Raw genomic sequence first — 18,922 nt, forward strand, 5'->3', positions numbered from 1 at the left:
TGCTAGTGGTCTTTTTGATTCCAACATTTGCTCAGCGCGTGAACCGAGGGATGCAAATGTTGGAATCAGACCACTAGCGCTGCACTTTCACGCCGAGATAAATGCTGTTGGAGTTATATTCTCGTGTCGAAACCTGGCTCGTCAGGAATTCATGACGCAAGCGCGCATCAAGCCCGACGAAGCGGTTGATCCAGTAAGTCGCGCCGATCTGTGCACCCAGCGTATAGTCCGTGCCGGTGCCATCCTTGTTCGCGCGGATGAGCGTGTCGACCCTGCCATTGAGGCTGAGGTCCGACCGGATGCGATGCGTGACGTCGAGGCTCGCAAATTGCAGCAGCGAACCGGCAATGCCCGGCGTGGTGGACATATCCACGGTGGTTTGTGAATAAAGCCGCACATCGGTGCCACGCAATGGCGACCAGTTGAGCGCGGCATTGATCGACGGTCCGCTGACTGCTCCAAGCCGGTCATCATCGCTGTTGGCGCGCATATAGCCTGCGGCGAACTCGCCGTTCAGCTTTTCGCCCATATCGACCATCAGGCCGCCGCGCAGGGCGAATTGCGAACCACTGCGTTCAAAGCCGTTGCTATCCACGCGCTCGTCGAAAATGCGCTTGCCGAGTTCCACTTCGGCGAATGGCTTGATGGCCTGCGACATGGAGAAACCGCCGCGCAGCGTGATGCTGGCATAGGTGTTGTCGCGATCCTTCTGGCTGACAGTGCCGCCGGAAGGCAGTTCCGCATCGCCATACATATCGTGTTCGACGCGGCCCGTGGCGCGACCGAAAATCAGCCCCGTATCGTGCTCGACGCCGAGGCTGCCATTGAAGGTGTGAACCAGCGGGCGCTGCAAGGCGCCAACCACGCCATTCGGATTGGAGGCGCTTTCACGCCGCAGCCTATAACCCGCGCCCGTATTGACCGTGGTTTGGTCGGTCAGATCGAGGCGCAGATTGCCCTGAATGTCGAGCTGCGGTTCGCTCACATCCTGACCGGAAATGGATTTGCTCAGCGTGCCCGATGCATCGAGCGTCGCCTGATGCCGCGCCCAGTCGGATTGCGCATTGAGGCGCAGCGTGGTTTCCGATAGCACTGCACTCGAACCGGACGCACTATTGTCGCCGTTCGATGTCGCGCGAATGCCTTGCTCAAGCGAAGGGCGCAGAACGAACGATCCGGCGCGGAGGCCAACCGGCGCGAAGGGGTCTGCCTCCTGTGCCGGCCCGCGCCCCTGTTCGGGTGACTGGCGCATATTTTCGCGCTGCACACGCCCGCTATCGCTATCCGCTTCGTTTGTGATCGCGCCAACCCGCATGGCGTCAAGCGGTTGATCCTCGAGCGGCGCCGCCGGGGCAGGCTGTGGCTGGGCGTCCGCTGCAACCGCATTATCCTGCATCGGCGCGAAAAATGTGTCGGAACCGTCATCGCTCCCACCACCGCTGGCGCTATCGGAACGGCCGGGGGCTGCGAGCCCGCGCGCGGCGAGCGTATCCGGCGACGAGGCGGAAAGCACGTCTTCCGGCACACTGCCGCGCAGATAGGCATCCTGAGCATGCGAGAGGGAAGGGATGATAGCCATCGCCGCGCCCGCCAGAAACAGGCTTCTCAGCCTGCGGGCAATGGGCGTCGAACCGCCGGATAGAGGCATGGCAAATGGCATATGTGATTTCAAACCGTTGCAACGTGGTGGATGAACGGTAAAGGCACATGGTTAATTCTTGGTTGCCATCGGCGATGTTGCGCAACGAAAGCAATCATTTGTGGGTAATAAAAGCTTGGACAACGGGCAGCGAAGAGGCTAACGCTTTGCGCCATGGAAAAGCTCGATCAAACCCAGATTTCGACGGGTGCGGAAGCGGCCATCGCTTCGGCGCTCCGGACCATTCGAACCGAAAACGAAGGACTTGCCGCGCTTGAAGAAGCGCTGCGCAATGGTTTGTCCGGTCCCTTCGCACAAGCGGTAAAACAGATCGCCACCGCCAAGGGGCGTCTGGTCGTTACCGGCGTCGGCAAGAGCGGCCATATCGGCGTCAAGCTTGCCGCCTCTTTTGCCTCGACGGGCACGGCTGCTTTCTTCGTGCATTCGGCGGAGGCCAATCACGGCGATCTCGGCATGATTGGTCGTGACGATGTGATCCTGGCGATTTCTTGGTCCGGCGAAACGGCAGAACTGAAGGGCATCGTCAATTATTCGCAGCGTTTCCGCATTCCGCTGATTGCAATCACCTCGCGTGAGGATTCCGCACTCGGTCGCGCTGCAACTGTCGTGCTCCAGCTGCCCAAGACGGCAGAAGCCTGCCCGCACGGGCTGGCGCCAACCACTTCAACCATTATGCAGCTCGCCATCGGCGATGCGCTGGCGATTGCGCTTCTGGAAGCACGCGGGTTTACACCGAGCGATTTCAAAACCTTCCATCCGGGTGGTTCGCTGGGTGCGAGCCTCATCCATATCCGCGATATCATGCATCGCGGAGAGCGCATTCCGCTGGTAGCCGCTGGAACGGCCATGCCAGCCGCGATGAAAGTGCTGGCGCAAAAGAGTTTCGGTTGCGTGGTTGTGGTCGATGAGAGCGGCGAACTGGCCGGTATCGTCACGGACGGCGATATTTCGCGCAATCTGCACCGCAATCTGTCGGAACTGGCGGTCGATGACATCATGACCCGCAAGCCGAAGACGGTCGATCAGAACATGCTGGCCACTGCTGCACTCAACACGATCAACGAAAACCACATCGGCGCACTGATCGTGGTCGAGAACAACCGCCCGGTCGGTCTCGTGCATTTCCACGATCTGCTGCGGATTGGGGCCGTTTAAGAGGGCAGTAAGGCAGTAGGGCAATAGGGATAAATTAGGGCGCAACATACTGCCCTATTCCCCTACTGCCTTACTGCCCTAAACAGCCACCTCTATCTCCAGCGTCACTGCATCGAAGGCCACGACGCGAACTTCAGTACCTGCGGGCAGGTCCGGCCCTTTCACACGCCATGTCGTATCGTTGATGCGAATGCGTCCGCGCCCATTGTTGATGGGCTCGGTCAGTGTGGTGCGCTGACCAACCAGCTGTTCGCCGCGCCGGTTGAGCAGAGGCTCGTCCAGATTTTCGCTCTTCGAGCCAAAAAAACGGCGTCCTGCCAGCGCGAACACCACGGCCAAAACAAGAAATACGACCAGTTGGACCTGCCAGCCAAAAGCGCTGGTCGATGACAGGAGAAAAGCCATCCCCCCTGTCACCAGTGCGGCGAGGCCGAACCAGATGAAGAAAATGCCGGGCGCCAGAATTTCGAGAATGAGCAGGACCAGCCCGAGGACCAGCCAGCTCCAGATGCCAAGTTCGGACAGAAATTCGATAATCATGGCGCTCCACCCCTGATTTAGCCGCGACCGGTCGGCGGAACGCTGCGCGCGCGCGAAATGCCCGGCGATGGCGGTGTCGGGTCAACGGGCTTGTTGCCGTCGCCGAACACTTCCCGCGCAATGGCCCCGATCCCGCCGAGCGAACCAATCAGCGAGCTTGCCTCCAGCGGCATCAGCACGACTTTCTGGTTCTTGGCGCTGGCGATATTGCTTAGCGCTTCGGTGTATTTCTGCGCCACGAAGTAATTGAGCGCTTGCACATTGCCGTTGGCGACAGCGTCCGACACCAGCGTCGTGGCCTTGGCTTCGGCTTCGGCAAGACGCTCGCGGGCTTCTGCTTCGCGCTTGGCTGCTTCCAGCTTGCCCTCGGCTTCGAGAATTTGCGACTGCTTCTGGCCTTCGGCGCGCAGAATCTGGGCATTGCGGTCGCCTTCGGCTTCCAGAACCTGCGCGCGCTTGTCACGCTCCGCCTTCATCTGGCGGGCCATCGAGGTGACGATATCTGCGGGTGGATTGATATCCTTGATTTCCACGCGGGTCATCTTGATGCCCCATGGATGGGCTGCTTCGTCAACGACACGCAGCAGGCGATCATTGATCGCATCGCGGTTGGAAAGCAATTCGTCGAGATCCATTGAGCCCATGACGGTACGGATGTTGGTCATGGTGAGATTGAGAATCGCATATTGCAGGTTCGCCACCTGATAGGCGGCCTGCGCAGCGTTCAGCACCTGATAGAAGGCAACGCCGTCGACGCCGACAATGGCGTTGTCGCGGGTGATTACTTCCTGCGTCGGAACATCCAGCACCTGCTCCATCATATTGAGGCGCGCGCCGATACGGTCGAAGAACGGGACAATCAGATTGAGGCCCGGATTAAGCGTGCGCGTATAGCGGCCGAAACGTTCCACCGTATAGTTGAAACCCTGCGGCACCGTCTTGATGCCCGCGAAGAGTGTCGCCAGAACCAGCGCAGCCAGAATGAGCAGCGTGATGTCGAAACCTGTCATTGTCTAACCCTCGTCCGTTAGGGGAGTAAGTGAGTAAGGGAATAAGGGAGTATGAAAACCTATTCCCTTACTGCCTTATTCCCCTATTCCCTTATATTACACCCATCCCAGCAATTCGCGCCGCACCATCGTTTCGATGACCTTCATGCCCTCTGCGCTGTCGTTGAGGCAAGGGATGTGGCTGAAATTTTCGCCGCCGTTTTCATGGAAAAGGTGTGCGGCTTCATTGCCGATCTCGTCGACCGTCTCAAGGCAGTCCACAACGAAGCCCGGATTGAGAACCGCCACGGATTTGACGCCCTGTTTCGCCAGATTTTCCACGGTTTCATCTGTGTATGGCTGGAGCCATTCCTCCGGTCCAAAACGGGACTGGAAGGTGGAACGAAACTGGTTTTCATCCATGCCGAGCCGGATGCGCAACAGGCGCGAGGTTTCCAGACATTGTTCGCGATAAGGATCGCCCTTGTCGGAATAGCTTTTCGGAATGCCGTGATAGGAAGCCAGAATCACTTCCGGCTTGAAGGACAGTGTCGCGAGGTGGCTTTCGATGGAGCGCGCCAGCGCTTCGATATAGACCGGTTCCGTTTCATAAGACGGAATGGTGCGGATTGCTGGCATGAAGCGCTTTTTCATCAGCGCTTCGAAAAACTTGTCGTTCACCGTCGCGGTCGTGGTGGCCGAATATTGCGGATAGAGCGGGAACACGACGATACGCTCGCAGCCCTGTTGCAGCAGGCGATCGGTCACGCTTTCAATGGATGGCTGGCCATAACGCATCGCCCAGTCTACGACGACGTTGGGAATGTCGGTGAGCGCGGTTGCCAGCTTTTCACCTTGCGCGCGCGTATAGGTGCGCAATGGCGACTCGTTCTTCTCGTGGTTCCATATGCGGTCATAGAGCTTGCCGGAACGCTTGGGACGCGTATTGAGCACGATGCCGTAAAGGATCGGATACCAGAACAGGCGCGACCATTCGATCACGCGGCGGTCGGACAGAAACTCTGCAAGATAGCGCCGCATCGGGGCGTAACTCGTGCCGTCCGGCGTCCCCAGATTGACCAGCAGAACCCCAACTTTGGGCAGTTTGGCCTGCGCGGGCTGGTTTGGGTTCTGTTGCACGGTGTCCATCTTACTCATGAGCCGACTCCTATCCCGCTGGAAAATAGAGCATTTCCAGCAAAAGTTTGAAACGGTTTTACGCGGGAAACGCGCAGTAAGCAAAGGCCAGAAAAAGCGACAAATTACAATCCTGACAATTGCAGACAACAAAAAATTCAAGCGGCGCGAGCATAGCCCGCGCCGCTTGAAGGGGAAGAGATGTTATGTTTCGCTTTAAAGCGGTTCCGGTTAAAACAGAATCTCGGAACCGCTATATCTGTTTGTTTTTACGCATTATCCTGCGCAAAACCGCTACGCACTTTTGCTGGAAATGCTTTAGCTGGTTGCGCGACGGGACAGTGAGAAGCGCGAGCCTGCCGACGAGGTGCAGTTGAGCTGGTTTTGCGAAACCAGAGCACAATTGACCTTGGACGAGGTGCCGCGCACAATCGAGCGCATGTCGATTTCAACGAGCTGCGGCGACTGATAGCGATAATTGCCTTCGGCGAGCCGTTCGTTGGTGTCGGTGGTGCGGGTTTCGAAGATACCGCCATTGAACGACGATACAATGCCGTTCGGATCGACCCAGCTGCCTTCGATGCCACTCGGTGCGCGGGAGACAGTTGGAACATTGCCGCCGACCGGTCCGGTCGTTTCGCAAGCCGCCAGCACAAGCGACATGACGGCAAGTGGGGCAACGATGCGGAAGCTTTTCATGTCCATGCTTTCTCCAAAATGGGGATAATGACGTGTGATGAATCGAAATTTACACGAAAACAAGTCCCCAATGTGAGGATTGGCCGCCAGATGTGTTAATTTATTGGTAATGATGCAAAATCGCCGCGCAGATGCCGGCTTTATGCCGTGAATATCAGCCCGAAGGATATAAGCATCAGCAAGACAAGCAGACCCGCCGACCACTTCATCACGCGACTGATAAGGGCGATGCGGGAGGGATTGTTCTTGACGGAGCGACGTGCTGCGAGGGACTTGGCAGTTTGGTAGAGGGCCAGATAAACAACCATCGAGACCAGTCCGATTGTCCATCCCGTCTGCACAAGCTGGCTCGGATGCCCCGGCACGCCCAGAATCCACGGCAGGATCAGCAGCCCGCTGAGCAGGGCTACGAGATCGGGAAAGCGGTCTGCCACAATGCGCCTTAATTGACCGGACATGTCTGGAAAATCACATCAGTTTCGTTCGGATGCGCTGAGGCGCAAAGGCCCGGTCGGTGCCGGGCCTTGGCTTCATTGAATCAACGCACCAGCACGTTGCGGAACTGCCATGGGTCCTTGGTGTCGAGGTCTTCCTCGAACAGATGCCCGCGACCTTCCAGTGGCGTCCAGTCGGTATAATAGCCTTTCACGGGGCCAAGATACTGCATCTGGACTTCGAGGCAGCGGCGATAGTCGATTTCGTCGGTTTCGACGATGCCACTTGTCGGGTTTTCCAGCGCCCAGACCATTCCAGCCAGCACGGCGGACGAAACCTGCAGGCCCGTCGCATTTTGATAGGGCGCAAGCTTGCGCGCTTCCTCGACGGTCAGCTGCGAACCATACCAGTAGGCGTTCTTGTCATGACCATAGAGCAGGACGCCCAGTTCGTCCGAACCGTCGAGAATTTCTGCCTCTTCCAGCACATGCTGGACGGGCTGGGCCTTGCCGCCCGCGCCAAACATTTCGTCGAGCGAGAGAATGGCGTCATTGCTCGGATGATAGGCATAATGACAGGTCGGACGGTAATCGAGTTTGCCCTTCTTATCGCGCACGGTGAAGTAATCGGATATGGAGATCGCCTCGTTGTGGGTGACGAGCAGGCCGAATTGCGCGCCGAGGGTCGGGCACCAGGTGCGAATGCGCGTATTGCCGCCGGGCTGTTCGAGGAAAATTGCCGCCTTCGTGCCCTTCTTCTGCTTGCGTGCATTTTTCGGCTTCCACTTTTCGTGGCTACCCCAGCCAAGTTCGGCAGGCTGCAAGCCTTCGGAAATGAAACCTTCCACGGACCACGTATTCCAGAACGTGTTGAACGGTTTCGGTTCCTTTGCGCGCTGCGTGTCGCGTTCCGCGATGTGAACGCCCTTCACGCCAGCCTTTTTCATCAGCTTGGCCCAGCCGTTGCGGTCATCGGCCGCCGGTTCGGTGAAGTCGAGCTTGAGTTCCGTCGCCAGATCGACCAGCGCCTTCTTGACGAACCACGACACCATGCCCGGATTGGCGCCGCAACATGCAACGGCGGTCGGGCCGCCGGGGTTCTTGCGCTTTCCAGCCAGGAGGGTTTCGCGCAGCGCATAATTGGTGCGCGCGGCATTGTCCATCTTGTCATCGAAATAGAAGCCGAGCCAAGGCTCGACCACGGTGTCGATATAAAGCGCGCCGTTCTTGCGGCTATAGTGCATCAGATCGACCGATCCGGTATCGACCGACAGATTGACGACGAAAGCCTGTCCTTCCGCACCTTTCAGGAACGGGTCCAGCACTTCTGCGTAATTATCCTTGGTGATCGCCTGTTTGACGAAACGAATGCCCTTGTCGTCAAGGATCTTGCGGTTTTTCTCGCTCGGGTCGATCACGACCATCCGCGATTTGTCGAATTTGAAATGGCGTTCTATCAGCGGCAGGGTACCGCGCCCGATCGATCCAAAGCCGATCATGATTACGGGGCCGGTGATCTCGCTATAGACTTGCCATTTCGCTTTCGCCATTTTCTTCCTCTGTGTGAGCCGCAGAAATTGCGGCGTTTTGCTCTGTAACCGTTCGACGGCAGGATTGAAACCGGAACGATAGCACAACTTCATACAAAGAAAGAAACGTCACACCCCTATGACATGCAGACGTGTTTAACGCTTTTTAGGATTTTAGCCTTCAATCAGCTTGGCGCGGATCATGCCGCGCAGTGAATTGCCGACGAGAATATTACGCGCGTTTTTCAGATCGTCTACGGAAACTATCCCCTCAGAGACCACGCTGTTGTTCAAAAGCTCGCGGCGCAGAACGCCATCCAGCAGCCCGCAGGATAGAGCAGGCGTCACACAGGTCGTACCGCCAATATCGAGGAAAATCGACGTGATGGTGCCTTCGCAGACCTCATCGCGGTCATTCAGCAGGATGACCTCGTCCACTTCTGCGGAAGAATATTCCTCACGCGCGGCGATATAGGCCTGACGGCACGTGGTCTTGTACCGAAGCAGCGGGTCGTCATGTTTGAGGCGGGTGCGTGCAATCGCTATGCGCCATGTCGTCTGCTGCGGCAGCGGCTCATAATTAAAGGCAGCAACATTGGCGACGCCATCCGGGGCCAGCGTGAGACGCAGTTTCAGGGCGTGGTCGCCGGAGCCTGCATTTTCAATCTGCTGGCGGATGGCGTCCATATTGCAGGAGAAACCAAGTTCGCGCGCGGACTGTTCCAGTCGCGCCAGATGCAATTGCAGCCGCAGAACCCCGGACAGAGGCTCCCATCGCATGGTTTCAATCAGCTGATATTCTGGTTCCGCACTGACGGTTTTTGCCCCGTCGCGAACCGTGCTTTCAGAAGGCATTCCTCATACTCCGCTTGCGCCGTGGAATCGAAAACCACGCCGCCCCCGACATTGAAGATTGCACGATTTTCGTCGAGAAGCGAGATCGTGCGGATGGCGACATTGAAACGCATGCGTCCGCTTGGCTCAATCCAGCCGAGCGAACCGCAATAAATGTCACGTGGGTTGGGTTCCAGCTTGCGCAGGATTTCCATGGCGCTGATTTTCGGCGCGCCGGTAATCGAACCGCAGGGGAAAAGGGCTGCAAATAGCGACCGCAGGGGAATATCGCTTTTCAGCCTTGCTCGTACCCGACTGATCATTTGGTAAACCGTAGGGTAAGTTTCAACCCGGAAAAGTTCTGGCACCTCCAGCGTGCCGACTTCGCTGATGAGCGATATGTCGTTGCGCAGCAGATCAACGATCATGCGATTTTCCGCCTGGTTTTTTGGATCGTTCATCAGAAAGGTGCGATTAGCCTCGTCTTCCTCAGGCGTCGCTCCGCGCGGCATGGTGCCTTTCATGGGATGGGTTTCGATCCACCCATCGGCATCCACCTCGAAGAAAAGCTCTGGCGAACGCGACAAGACTGTCGGACCGCCGAGATCGCAATAGGTCGCGTAGCGAACCGGCTGACGTGCGGCGAGCGCGTTGAACAGCACCAGCGGATCACCGCCCCATTCCGCATGAACCGGAAAGGTCAGGTTGCCCTGATAGCAGTCACCTTCGTGCAAGTGTCGGTGCAGGCGGTCGAACCGCGTTTTATATTCTGCTGGCGTCCATTCGGCGACAGGATCGCGCAGATAGGTCGCATTATCATTGCCACGATGATGCAAAACTTCGTCAGATGGCCCGTCGAAGACGCCGAAGCACAGCATAGGGGCCTTGCGCCCGGTCGGCAGGAGGGGCTTCAGCTTCGGTTCAAGAAGATAGCCGGCCTCATAGGAAAGATAGCCCGCAAGCCATTTCCCATCCGCATGGGCGTGTTGCATGGCATCCCATGCGGCATCGAATTCATCCGGCTCGTCGGCGCGGATGATGGTCGATGGGGCCGCGAAAAGCACGTCGCGGCCCGCCTTATCGTCCCGAAACAGGATCAGCGGTTTGTTACCCGTTCGGGTCACTGTCGCCTCAGTCTTCCATGGCTTCGAGTTCGTCGATGATGCCTTCGATCACCGACAAGCCCTTGCTCCAGAAGTTCGGGTCGGTGGCATCGAGACCAAACGGAGCCAGAAGTTCCGTGTGATGCTTGGTGCCGCCCGCTTTCAGCATGTCGAAATATTTCTGCTGAAAGCCCTTTTCGGAATTCTGGTAGACGGCATAGAGCGAGTTCACCAGACAATCGCCGAAAGCATAGGCATAGACATAGAATGGCGAGTGGATGAAATGCGGGATATAGGACCAGAACGTCTCGTAGCCCGGATTGAGCCGCACCGCTTCGCCGAGGCTTTCGCGCTGCACATCCATCCAGATTTCACCGATGCGCTCCGACGTCAATTCGCCTTCGCGGCGCTCGGTGTGGATGCGGCGCTCGAACTGGTAGAAGGCGATCTGGCGCACGACCGTATTGATCATGTCTTCGGCCTTCTGGGCCAGCATGGCCTTGCGTTCGCGCTTGTCCTTCGTCCGCTCCAGCAGTGAACGGAAGGTCAGCATTTCGCCGAAGACCGAAGCGGTTTCGGCCAGTGTCAGCGGGGTGGAGGCCATCAGCGCGCCCTGGCCACCAGCCAAAACCTGATGCACGCCATGGCCCAGTTCATGGGCAAGCGTCATCACATCGCGCGGCTTGCCCATATAGTTGAGCAGAACATAAGGATGCGCAGATGGCACGGTCGGATGGGCGAAAGCGCCCGGAGCCTTGCCGGGACGCACTGGCGCGTCGATCCAGTTCTTGTCGAAGAAATCCTTGGCAATCGCGGCCATTTCCGGCGCAAAATTGCCATAGGCCGAAAGCACGGTATCGCGCGCTTCATCCCACGAAATCAGGGCCTGCGGGGTTTCCGGCAGTGGTGCGTTGCGGTCCCAGTTTTCCAGCTTGTCTAGGCCGAGCCACTTGGCCTTCAGCGCATAATAGCGGTGCGAAAGGCGTGGATAGGCGTCTTCGACTGCCTTGGCGAGCGCATCCACAACCTCGCGTTCCACGCGGTTTGCAAGGTGGCGACTGTCGGCAATGTCCTGAAAACCGCGCCAGCGGTCGGAAATTTCCTTGTCCTTGGCCAGCGTGTTGGTGATCAGCGTGAAGGTGCGCAGATTGGCGCCGAATGTCTTGGCGAGCGCTTCGGACGCCTTTTTGCGCACCGCGCCATCAGCGTCCTGCAACATGTTCAGCGTCGGTTCGATGGCGAGTTCCTGGCTGTCGATCTCGAAGCGCAGGCCCGACATGGTTTCATCAAACAGGCGGTTCCATGCGCCGAAACCGGTGATCGACTTTTCGTGGAAAAGCTGTTCCAGCTTGTCGTCGAGCTGATAGGGCTTGTCCTTACGCAGATCGGTCAGCCACGGGCGATAATGGCCGATTGCCGCATTGGCATCCATGGCCTTGTCGAGAATTGCATCATCGATGCGGTTCAGTTCGAGACTGAAGAAAATGAGATGCGTGCTGGCGTCGGTCAGCTTCTGCTGCACATCGCCAAAAAGCTTCATGCGCTTCGGATCGGTCGTGTCGCCGTAATAATAGAGCCCGGCATAGGAGGCGATGCGCCCCATCAGTTCGTCCAGCGCTTCGAATTCCTTGATCGCATCGGCAAAATTGCCGCCATCGGCCTTGGCTGCTTCAGCACCCAGCTTGCCCTTCCAGCGTTCTTCGAAGGAGGCTGAATCCTTCATCGCTTTCTCGATGTCGGCCTTCAGCTGCGGGCTGTCGGCTGCGGGATAAAGATCGGCAAGGTTCCATTCCGGCAGTGTGCCGAGATCGGCCTTTGCGGTAGCGGCGCTATCGCCGGATGGGGCCAGAACCGGTACGGGAAGAAGTGCGTTGAACGAAGCAGAGTCTGAAAAACGGGTCATAAGCATTCTCCTATTGGCCTTCTTCTCGCATGTCTTGCCGGGATCGCCAAGAGGGGCAACACAGCGGTACAACCGGTGTTATGTAAGCAGCCAATAAATTGTCAGTAACTTCCGCGATTACTTTTTGGGCGCTTCAAGCATTGAGTGTTTTTTAGACGAAAATTTTGTGAAACTAGCGTCAGATACTGTTTTAAGGTCTTGCAATTGTTGGCGGTTTGGCTCCAAATAGCGCGCCTGGAGCAGTAAACTTTTGTTGATTTTTTAACAGTTTAATGTGTCCGGGCGCGGGAACTCCACAGGTTGATTAAAGCTTTAATGGGCACGCGCATTCTCATAGCGGATGATGATCCGATTCACCGACGCAATATTGAAGCGATGGTCCAGCGCATGGGGTATCGCACGATCCTGGCTGACGGGGGCAATGGCGCGCTTGGTTTCGCGACGCAGCGCAAGGATATTGCGCTGATCCTGCTCGACATGGCCATGCCGGACATGGATGGTCTCAGCGTTCTCGCCAAAATGCGCGATGTGGGCGTGACCATACCGGTGATCGTGCTGGTTCAGGGCGAAGACCTGAACAGGGCCTTGCAGGCGGTGAAGCTTGGTGCAGTGGATTTCGTGACCACGCCGGTGGTTCCTGAGCGCGTCCAGCTTTCGATTTCAAATGCGCTGAAACTTGATGCGCTCGCCCACGAGGTGCGGCGCAACCGTTCGCTCAGAACACATTTTCCGCTTTCCGACATCATTGCCAGAAGCCCCGATATGGAGCGGGCGATGGTCGCCGCACGACGCGCTGCCGCATTGGATGCGCCGCTTCTTCTCGATGGGGAACCAGGCAGCGGCAAGGAAACGCTGGCCCGCGCCATTTGCAGCGCTGGCGCGAGATGGCGCGAAACTTTCATCACCGTCGATTGCCGCACACTGACAACGGACAATGTGGACCAGATCCTGTTCGGCGCGCCGGAAAAGCCACGCATGGGCGGTTCCGCGATCACGGGGCCGGAGGGGGTTTTCGGCAAGCTGGCGAGTGCCGATGGCGGCACGCTCTATCTGGATGAAGTCGGGTTCCTACCGCGTCATGCCCAGATGCGGCTCTATTCGGCCATGCAAACGGGGCAGTTCGAGGCGGCGGGCGTTCAATACCCGTTCAATGCGCGCGTTATGGCTTCCACGACGCAGCCGTTGAGCGATCTGGTGCATACGGGGCGGTTCCATCCGGGCCTTGGCCAGTTGCTGGGGTCTTTCATGTTGCCGGTTCCCGCCTTGCGCAACCGTTCGGAAGATATTCCGGTCCTGCTGCACCATTTCACGATGCGTTTTGCCAGCGAGGAGCGGCGCGGCCATATCACCGGCATTGCGCCGCATGTGCTGGAACGGTTGCGGGTCTATGATTGGCCGGGCAATGTGCGCGAGTTGAAGAATGCGGTTTTCCGCGCCGTTTTGCTGTGCGAGACCTCCGAGCTGACCATGGCGGATTTTGCCGAACTGATGAGCAATGTTGACGGCTGGACGGGTGCGCCCCAGACAGGCGCGAGGGTGGCGACGCATGCCAGTATCGCATCCGGCAGGGTCGCGCCCGGTGTCATCAGCGGCACCAATGCCGATGGCGAAGTGCGGACCCTTGCCGCCGCCGAAGAAGAAATGATCCGCTTCGCGCTGGCACATTACGACGGGCAAATCAGTGAAGTCGCGCGTCGTTTGGGCATCGGAAGGACCACGCTTTACCGGAAGCTCAAGGAATATGGCATTGATGTGACCTCCATATCCGGCAGGGGATTCGATGACGGTCAGGAGGGTGACAGCACCACTTTCCGGCGCTCCGCAGGATAATGAAATCAGTCTAAATATTTGAATTTCAATAGCTTCTAATCTTCGCCTTGGGGCGGAAAGAGTGCCTGTTGCCAATTAAAGACTGTTAATAATTTTTTTACCATAGCGAAAATAGATGCGCTCCTGTGTCTTTTTTGCCATGGTGTTTCCGCATTTGTTGTTCACTAAGCGTCCATTAACCATTAAATCCGACAATTGGATCTATGGCGGAACGAAGCGGATTTCGTGCGGCGCTCAGAAAAGGTCACTTGGAAAGAGAGCTGCGGGCGAGACCAATTGCAACTGTCGTGACTGACAGTTGCCGCGAGTTTCAGACTTGTAGCCTCTGGGGGCGGACAAAACGGTAAGGCGATACGATTCGATGAACAGCATATCGACCATGAAAGCGCGTTTCGCGAATGTCTGGAATAAAACCCGGATCGGTGCGACGACGCGTCTGTCTCTCTCGTTTTCCCTTTTTGCGGCGGCAATCGCCTTTGTGGCTTCTCCCACGCAGGCTTCGGCTGAAACCCGCGCCCTCAAACTTTATTACGTCCATACCGGCGAGAAGGCGGAAATCGTCTTCAAGAAGAATGGCCGCTATGTGCCCGAAGGGCTGAAGCGCCTCAACGTTTTCCTGCGCGACTGGCGACGCAATGAGCCGACCAAGATGGACCCGCGCCTGTTCGATCTGGTCTGGCAGGTCTATCAGTCCACCGGCTCGCGCGAATATATCAATGTGGTGTCGGCCTATCGCTCGCCTGCGACCAACGCCATGCTGCGTTCCAGCACGCGCGGCGTCGCCAAGAAGAGCCAGCATATGCTGGGTCGCGCGATGGATTATTACATTCCGGGCGTCAACTTGGCTAAACTGCGCGGCATCGGCATGCGCTACCAGATCGGCGGCGTCGGTTATTATCCGCGCTCGGGCTCGCCTTTCGTGCACATGGATGTCGGAAATGTCCGCTCCTGGCCGCGCATGAGCCGTCGCGAGCTTCTGGCACTGTTCCCGGATGGCAAGACGGCCCACCTTCCGGCTGATGGCAAGCCATTGCCGGGCTATGAGCAGGCGCTGGCCATGATCGAGAAGCGCAAGGCCGGTGGCGGCGGCGAGGTCATGGTGGCCAGCAATTCGTCGTCCTCGCGCAAGAGCAAGACGCTGTTTGGCGCGCTCTTCGGCGGTGGTGCGGATGAAGAAGAAGATAATGGCGATGTCGCGGCGCCAGCGACTGCGCGTCCGGCGCGCGCCACGGCTCCGGCCAAGCAGGCTCCAGCCGCAGCGCCGGTGGAAGAAGCTCCGGCTCAGCCGCGGGAAACGATGATTGCCGCATTGCCAGCGCGTGAAGCGCCGGTTCCGATGCAGGCTCCGCGTCCTGAGACTGGTTTGAACGCTCAAACACTCGAATCGCAGGCGCAGACCGGCACTGTTGCCGAGCAAGGTGCCGCTGTCGTCGCCATGAATGTGCCGATCCCGGCGCGCAAGCCTGAAATGGCGCCGCAGGATGCCGTGGCGCTTGCCGCCGCCGATCCTGATGCGGCGGCCCAGGTGGCGGATGCTTCGCCGCTCATGACCGGCTTCGTGCCGATCCCGTCGGCCCGTCCGCAGCTTGAAGGCGACGATGCGCAGGCGCAGCTTATTGCAGCGGTTGTCCCGTCGCAGCGTCCGGAACGTCCGGGTGAGCACCCTGTCGCCACCGGTCAGGATGCAATTGCAGCGCTGGTCAATAATCACGACAATGATGCCGTGGCTGTGGCCGGTGCGGGTTCTTCGCCAACGAATCCGGGTGAAGCGGGTGCTTTGCCCCTGCCGCAGCAGGCGCCGCGCGCCGAGCCCAACACCCAGCTCGCAATGCTGTCCAAAAAGGACGAAATCGGTGAGCTGATCGCCCCGCCGAGCGACGATTACGACTCCGAACCGGTCGCCAAAGTGGAGATGAAACCAGCTCCGGTTCAGACGGCTTCTCTGGCGCCTGTCGCGGCACCGGTTCAACCGGCAGCCCGCGCCAAGCAGCCTGCCTCAGTTGGCAAGGCGGTCGATACGGGTGTTCGCACCACCGCCAAGGGCGCACGGCGTGTTGCCAAAGCGTCTTCGGCAAAGCCGCGGGCCGTGGTTCAGCCAGCAGCCGTGCATAATGCAGAAATGGCAATGTCGTCGGAATCCATGGCGCAGAAGGCTCCGATCACCAATCCGGTTCTGCGTAACGATGCGCTGCGCAGTGCCCCAGCAATGGTCTATACGGCTGGCTTCCAGCAGGGTGATCTGCCCAGCGAACGCGCAAACAAGTTCAGCGGCAATGCTGTGACCTTCCTGACGGTCGCAAAATTCACCGCAACGAACTGATTGCCGCAAAGGCATCAAAGAAAAAGGGGCCACGGAGGCCCCTTTTTTATGGTCGGTTTTAGAGCGGTTCCGGTTAAAACGGAATCGTGGAACCGCTCTATCTATTTGTTTTGACGCATTATCCGACGCATCGAAGCAGGATCAGAAATCAGTCCAGTGGACTGATTTCCCTGCGTAGGCGCTACGCACTTTTGCTGGAAATGCTCTAGGAACCTCAGCCTTTCAGGCTGGCTGCATCACGTGCAAGCGTGGTGATGGCGTCCCAATCGCCCGCTTCCACGAGTTCCTTCGGGGCAACCCACGATCCGCCGACGCAAATGACGTTTGGCAGCGAGAGATAGGTTTTTGCATTGGCGAGGCTGATGCCGCCGGTTGGGCAGAAGAAGGTTCCGGCCAGAGGAGACGAAAGCGCCTTCAGGAAAGATGCGCCACCGGCCTGTTCCGCCGGGAAGAATTTCAGATGCGTGTAGCCTTCTTCGCGCAGCGTCAGCATTTCGCTGGGCGTGATGGCGGCAGGCAGCAGCGGCACGTCGCTGTCATTGGCCGCGTCGACAATCTGTCTCGTCGCGCCGGGGCTGACGATGAAGCGCGAACCGGCCTTTGCCGCCTGTTCATATTGCTTTGCGTTGAGGATCGTACCGGCGCCGACGATGGCTTCAGGCACTTCATCAGCCACAGTGCGAATGGCTTCCAGCGCCGCTGCCGTGCGCAAGGTGATCTCGATGGCAGGAAGCCCGCCTTTGGCCAGTGCGCGCGCCAGCGGCACGGCGTGTTCTACCTTGTCGATCAGCAGCACCGGAATAACCGGCTGGCCTTTCATGACGGGGACGAGAAGATCGGTTTTCTGGGGCATCGGCTCGCTCGGCTGTTGGAGTATTTCGGCATATTCTGCGGAACGTGCAACGATTCCGCAAAAATGGACATGCACGCAATGTGATAAATCGATTTAAATATAAGAGGCCCACTTGTCCACAGCCGGGACAAGGTTGTTTTCAGGCCGCAGACTTGAAAGTACCAAGCTGTTTTAGCCAGCGCTGATAGGCGGCGGCCATGCGCGTGTCGTAATTGTTGCGGGCGAAAGCGGGGCCATTATAGCGTCTGGCGAAGTTGCGCCAGTCGCAGGCGCGCATGACTTCCACCAGCCCCGCCTTTTCGATGAAGCGCAGCATTAGCCGCACCTGACCGGCGACCGACCCGCGCGCTTCCGCCACCAGCGCATCGACCGAAGCAAAATCGAGCCATTCCCAATGCGCGCCCATGACCTGACCCAAACCCCAGGAGGTGGATTCCAGCGCGGCTTTCTTGTCGAGACCCATGGCTCGTTCCAGCAAAAGCCAACGGCCGCCTTGCGATTTCGGATTGGCGATCTTGCCAGCTTCCGGCGCGGACAGGCCGTTCTTGCGGGCATAGTCGCGGATACGCCCGGAAAGCCTGCGGTCGAAATAATGCCCTTCGAAACGGATTGCCGGTTCCTTTTGTCCATCCACATCGTAAAGCGCGCGACCGCCGCTTTCCACTTCCGCAACCGCCAGCAAGGCCGCCGGATTGATCTCGGCCTGTTTTGCCATGACGGTCATCGCATCGATGGTCTGTTTGTCGAACATGCATTTCTCCTCTTGGACGGTGGTGTTCGTGGCGATTTTCGCCGCATCCGGGGTCGCGAGGATAAAGTTGTCTTGAATTATCGGTGTCCGGGGATTAGTTGCGGGGTAGATTTTCAAAGAAGACACAAACGATGAGCAATTTGCCTTTCACCGTCGCCGCCCTCTATTGCTTTGCGCCGCTGCCGCAATATGAAAGCCTGCGCGAGCCGCTGGCGCAGCTTTGCTTTGGAAACGGCATCAAGGGAACGCTGCTTCTGGCTGGCGAAGGGATCAACGGAACTGTGGCTGGCACAGCCGAGGCGATTGAAAAGCTTGTCCAGCACATCACCGCCATTCCGGGACTCAGCCAGCCGGAACTGAAATATTCCCATGCAAGCGTAATGCCGTTCAACCGCATGAAGGTGCGGCTGAAGCGGGAAATCGTCACGATGGGCGTCGATGGTATCGATCCGCTGAAAAGCGTCGGCACCTATATTGCCCCGCAAGACTGGAACGCCCTGATTGCCGATGAAAATACGGTCGTTGTCGATACGCGCAACGATTATGAATATGCGATCGGTACGTTCGAGGGCGCTCTCGATCCGCAGACCAAGACTTTTCGTGAATTTCCGAACTGGGTAGAACAGAACCGCGATAAGCTGGAAGGCAAGAAGATTGCCATGTTCTGCACCGGCGGTATTCGCTGCGAAAAGGCGACCGCCTTTGTGAAAGGCCTCGGCTTTGACGATGTCTTCCATCTGAAGGGCGGCATTCTCAAATATCTGGAAGAAGTCCCGCAGGAAGAGAGCATGTGGAACGGCGAGTGCTTCGTGTTCGACGAGCGCGTAGCCGTTGGCCATGGCCTGACCGAAAGCGACGTGGAGCTTTGCCGCGCCTGCCGTCGTCCGATCACGCCAGAGGACAAGCTGTCGAAGTTCTTCGAGGAAGGTATTTCCTGCGCCGGTTGCTATGATGAGCGCACGCCGGAAGATCGCGCCCGTTATGCCGAGCGTCAAAAGCAGATCGGTCTCGCCAAAGCGCGTGGACAACACAAGCATATCGGCAGTTGAGCCTTCTTTAGCCACTAGCCAAACAAGTTGCACCGCATTATGGTGACGCCGATTTCGGAACGAACTGAATTCGTTACGGAATTTTGGGCGGCTTTTGCATGGACGCCCGTGCATCAAGGGTCTGACGGCATCCGGG

16 protein-coding genes are annotated in these 18,922 nt (G+C 58.0%); 4 read left to right on the forward strand and 12 right to left on the reverse strand.

The features are described 5' to 3' along the window. Positions 1 to 73 precede the first annotated feature (73 nt). On the reverse strand, positions 74 to 1,660 hold the full coding sequence (locus HWD97_RS02675) for an outer membrane beta-barrel protein (protein WP_121538726.1): 1,587 nt from the start codon (positions 1,658 to 1,660) through the stop codon (positions 74 to 76). Positions 1,661 to 1,813: 153 nt separating this feature from the next. Between HWD97_RS02675 and HWD97_RS02680 the strand changes: the two genes are divergently transcribed. After that, positions 1,814 to 2,815 (forward strand): SIS domain-containing protein, encoded by a 1,002-nt coding sequence (locus tag HWD97_RS02680; RefSeq protein ID WP_109367721.1) that lies wholly within the window; start codon positions 1,814 to 1,816, stop codon positions 2,813 to 2,815. Between the two features lie 78 nt (positions 2,816 to 2,893). Here HWD97_RS02680 and HWD97_RS02685 read toward each other — a convergent pair whose 3' ends face one another. The 9 genes from HWD97_RS02685 to HWD97_RS02725 all read right to left on the reverse strand — a co-directional run bounded on the left by HWD97_RS02685 (position 2,894) and on the right by HWD97_RS02725 (position 11,983). Continuing rightward, positions 2,894 to 3,355 (reverse strand): NfeD family protein, encoded by a 462-nt coding sequence (locus HWD97_RS02685; protein WP_209445989.1) that lies wholly within the window; start codon positions 3,353 to 3,355, stop codon positions 2,894 to 2,896. Positions 3,356 to 3,372: 17 nt separating this feature from the next. After that, complete coding sequence (locus HWD97_RS02690; protein ID WP_109367719.1) at positions 3,373 to 4,365, reverse strand: SPFH domain-containing protein; 993 nt, start codon at positions 4,363 to 4,365, stop codon at positions 3,373 to 3,375. Positions 4,366 to 4,461: 96 nt separating this feature from the next. Continuing rightward, positions 4,462 to 5,502, reverse strand: coding sequence for a ferrochelatase (hemH, locus tag HWD97_RS02695; protein ID WP_121538728.1), 1,041 nt, complete (start codon positions 5,500 to 5,502; stop codon positions 4,462 to 4,464). A gap of 297 nt (positions 5,503 to 5,799) precedes the next feature. After that, the gene (gene omp10, locus HWD97_RS02700; RefSeq protein ID WP_109368022.1) at positions 5,800 to 6,180 is read right to left on the reverse strand and encodes an outer membrane lipoprotein Omp10; all 381 of its coding nucleotides are present in this window, start codon (positions 6,178 to 6,180) and stop codon (positions 5,800 to 5,802) included. A 140-nt stretch (positions 6,181 to 6,320) separates the two neighbouring features. Continuing rightward, complete coding sequence (locus tag HWD97_RS02705) at positions 6,321 to 6,638, reverse strand: hypothetical protein (RefSeq protein ID WP_121538730.1); 318 nt, start codon at positions 6,636 to 6,638, stop codon at positions 6,321 to 6,323. A gap of 80 nt (positions 6,639 to 6,718) precedes the next feature. Further along, the gene (locus HWD97_RS02710) at positions 6,719 to 8,164 is read right to left on the reverse strand and encodes a homospermidine synthase (RefSeq protein WP_121538732.1); all 1,446 of its coding nucleotides are present in this window, start codon (positions 8,162 to 8,164) and stop codon (positions 6,719 to 6,721) included. Positions 8,165 to 8,317: 153 nt separating this feature from the next. Beyond that, positions 8,318 to 8,998, reverse strand: coding sequence for an aminotransferase class IV family protein (locus HWD97_RS02715; RefSeq protein ID WP_121538734.1), 681 nt, complete (start codon positions 8,996 to 8,998; stop codon positions 8,318 to 8,320). Then, positions 8,932 to 10,101 carry an aminodeoxychorismate synthase component I gene (locus HWD97_RS02720; RefSeq protein WP_109367715.1) on the reverse strand — a complete coding sequence of 390 codons (1,170 nt, stop codon included), beginning with the start codon at positions 10,099 to 10,101 and terminating at the stop codon, positions 8,932 to 8,934. The genes HWD97_RS02715 and HWD97_RS02720 overlap by 67 nt, the downstream gene beginning before the upstream one ends. Before the next feature lie 7 nt (positions 10,102 to 10,108). Further along, positions 10,109 to 11,983 carry a M3 family oligoendopeptidase gene (locus HWD97_RS02725; RefSeq protein WP_167836098.1) on the reverse strand — a complete coding sequence of 625 codons (1,875 nt, stop codon included), beginning with the start codon at positions 11,981 to 11,983 and terminating at the stop codon, positions 10,109 to 10,111. Positions 11,984 to 12,298: 315 nt separating this feature from the next. On the opposite strand from HWD97_RS02725, the gene HWD97_RS02730 reads away from it, so the two are divergent. Together HWD97_RS02730 and HWD97_RS02735 are read left to right on the forward strand one after the other, a co-directional pair. Further along, complete coding sequence (locus tag HWD97_RS02730) at positions 12,299 to 13,813, forward strand: sigma-54 dependent transcriptional regulator (RefSeq protein WP_109367714.1); 1,515 nt, start codon at positions 12,299 to 12,301, stop codon at positions 13,811 to 13,813. Positions 13,814 to 14,192: 379 nt separating this feature from the next. Next, the gene (locus tag HWD97_RS02735; protein WP_371834739.1) at positions 14,193 to 16,133 is read left to right on the forward strand and encodes a DUF882 domain-containing protein; all 1,941 of its coding nucleotides are present in this window, start codon (positions 14,193 to 14,195) and stop codon (positions 16,131 to 16,133) included. A 214-nt stretch (positions 16,134 to 16,347) separates the two neighbouring features. On the opposite strand, the gene HWD97_RS02740 is transcribed toward HWD97_RS02735, so the two are convergent. Next, the gene (locus HWD97_RS02740; protein ID WP_109367712.1) at positions 16,348 to 16,986 is read right to left on the reverse strand and encodes a 2-dehydro-3-deoxy-phosphogluconate aldolase; all 639 of its coding nucleotides are present in this window, start codon (positions 16,984 to 16,986) and stop codon (positions 16,348 to 16,350) included. 139 nt (positions 16,987 to 17,125) lie between these two features. Next, the gene (locus tag HWD97_RS02745; RefSeq protein ID WP_339438610.1) at positions 17,126 to 17,737 is read right to left on the reverse strand and encodes an N-acetylmuramidase family protein; all 612 of its coding nucleotides are present in this window, start codon (positions 17,735 to 17,737) and stop codon (positions 17,126 to 17,128) included. Positions 17,738 to 17,868: 131 nt separating this feature from the next. Between HWD97_RS02745 and HWD97_RS02750 the strand changes: the two genes are divergently transcribed. Continuing rightward, complete coding sequence (locus HWD97_RS02750) at positions 17,869 to 18,786, forward strand: rhodanese-related sulfurtransferase (RefSeq protein ID WP_371834680.1); 918 nt, start codon at positions 17,869 to 17,871, stop codon at positions 18,784 to 18,786. Positions 18,787 to 18,922 lie beyond the last annotated feature (136 nt).

This window comes from Ochrobactrum sp. C6C9, from assembly GCF_022627935.1.
GTDB lineage: Bacteria > Pseudomonadota > Alphaproteobacteria > Rhizobiales > Rhizobiaceae > Brucella > Brucella teleogrylli.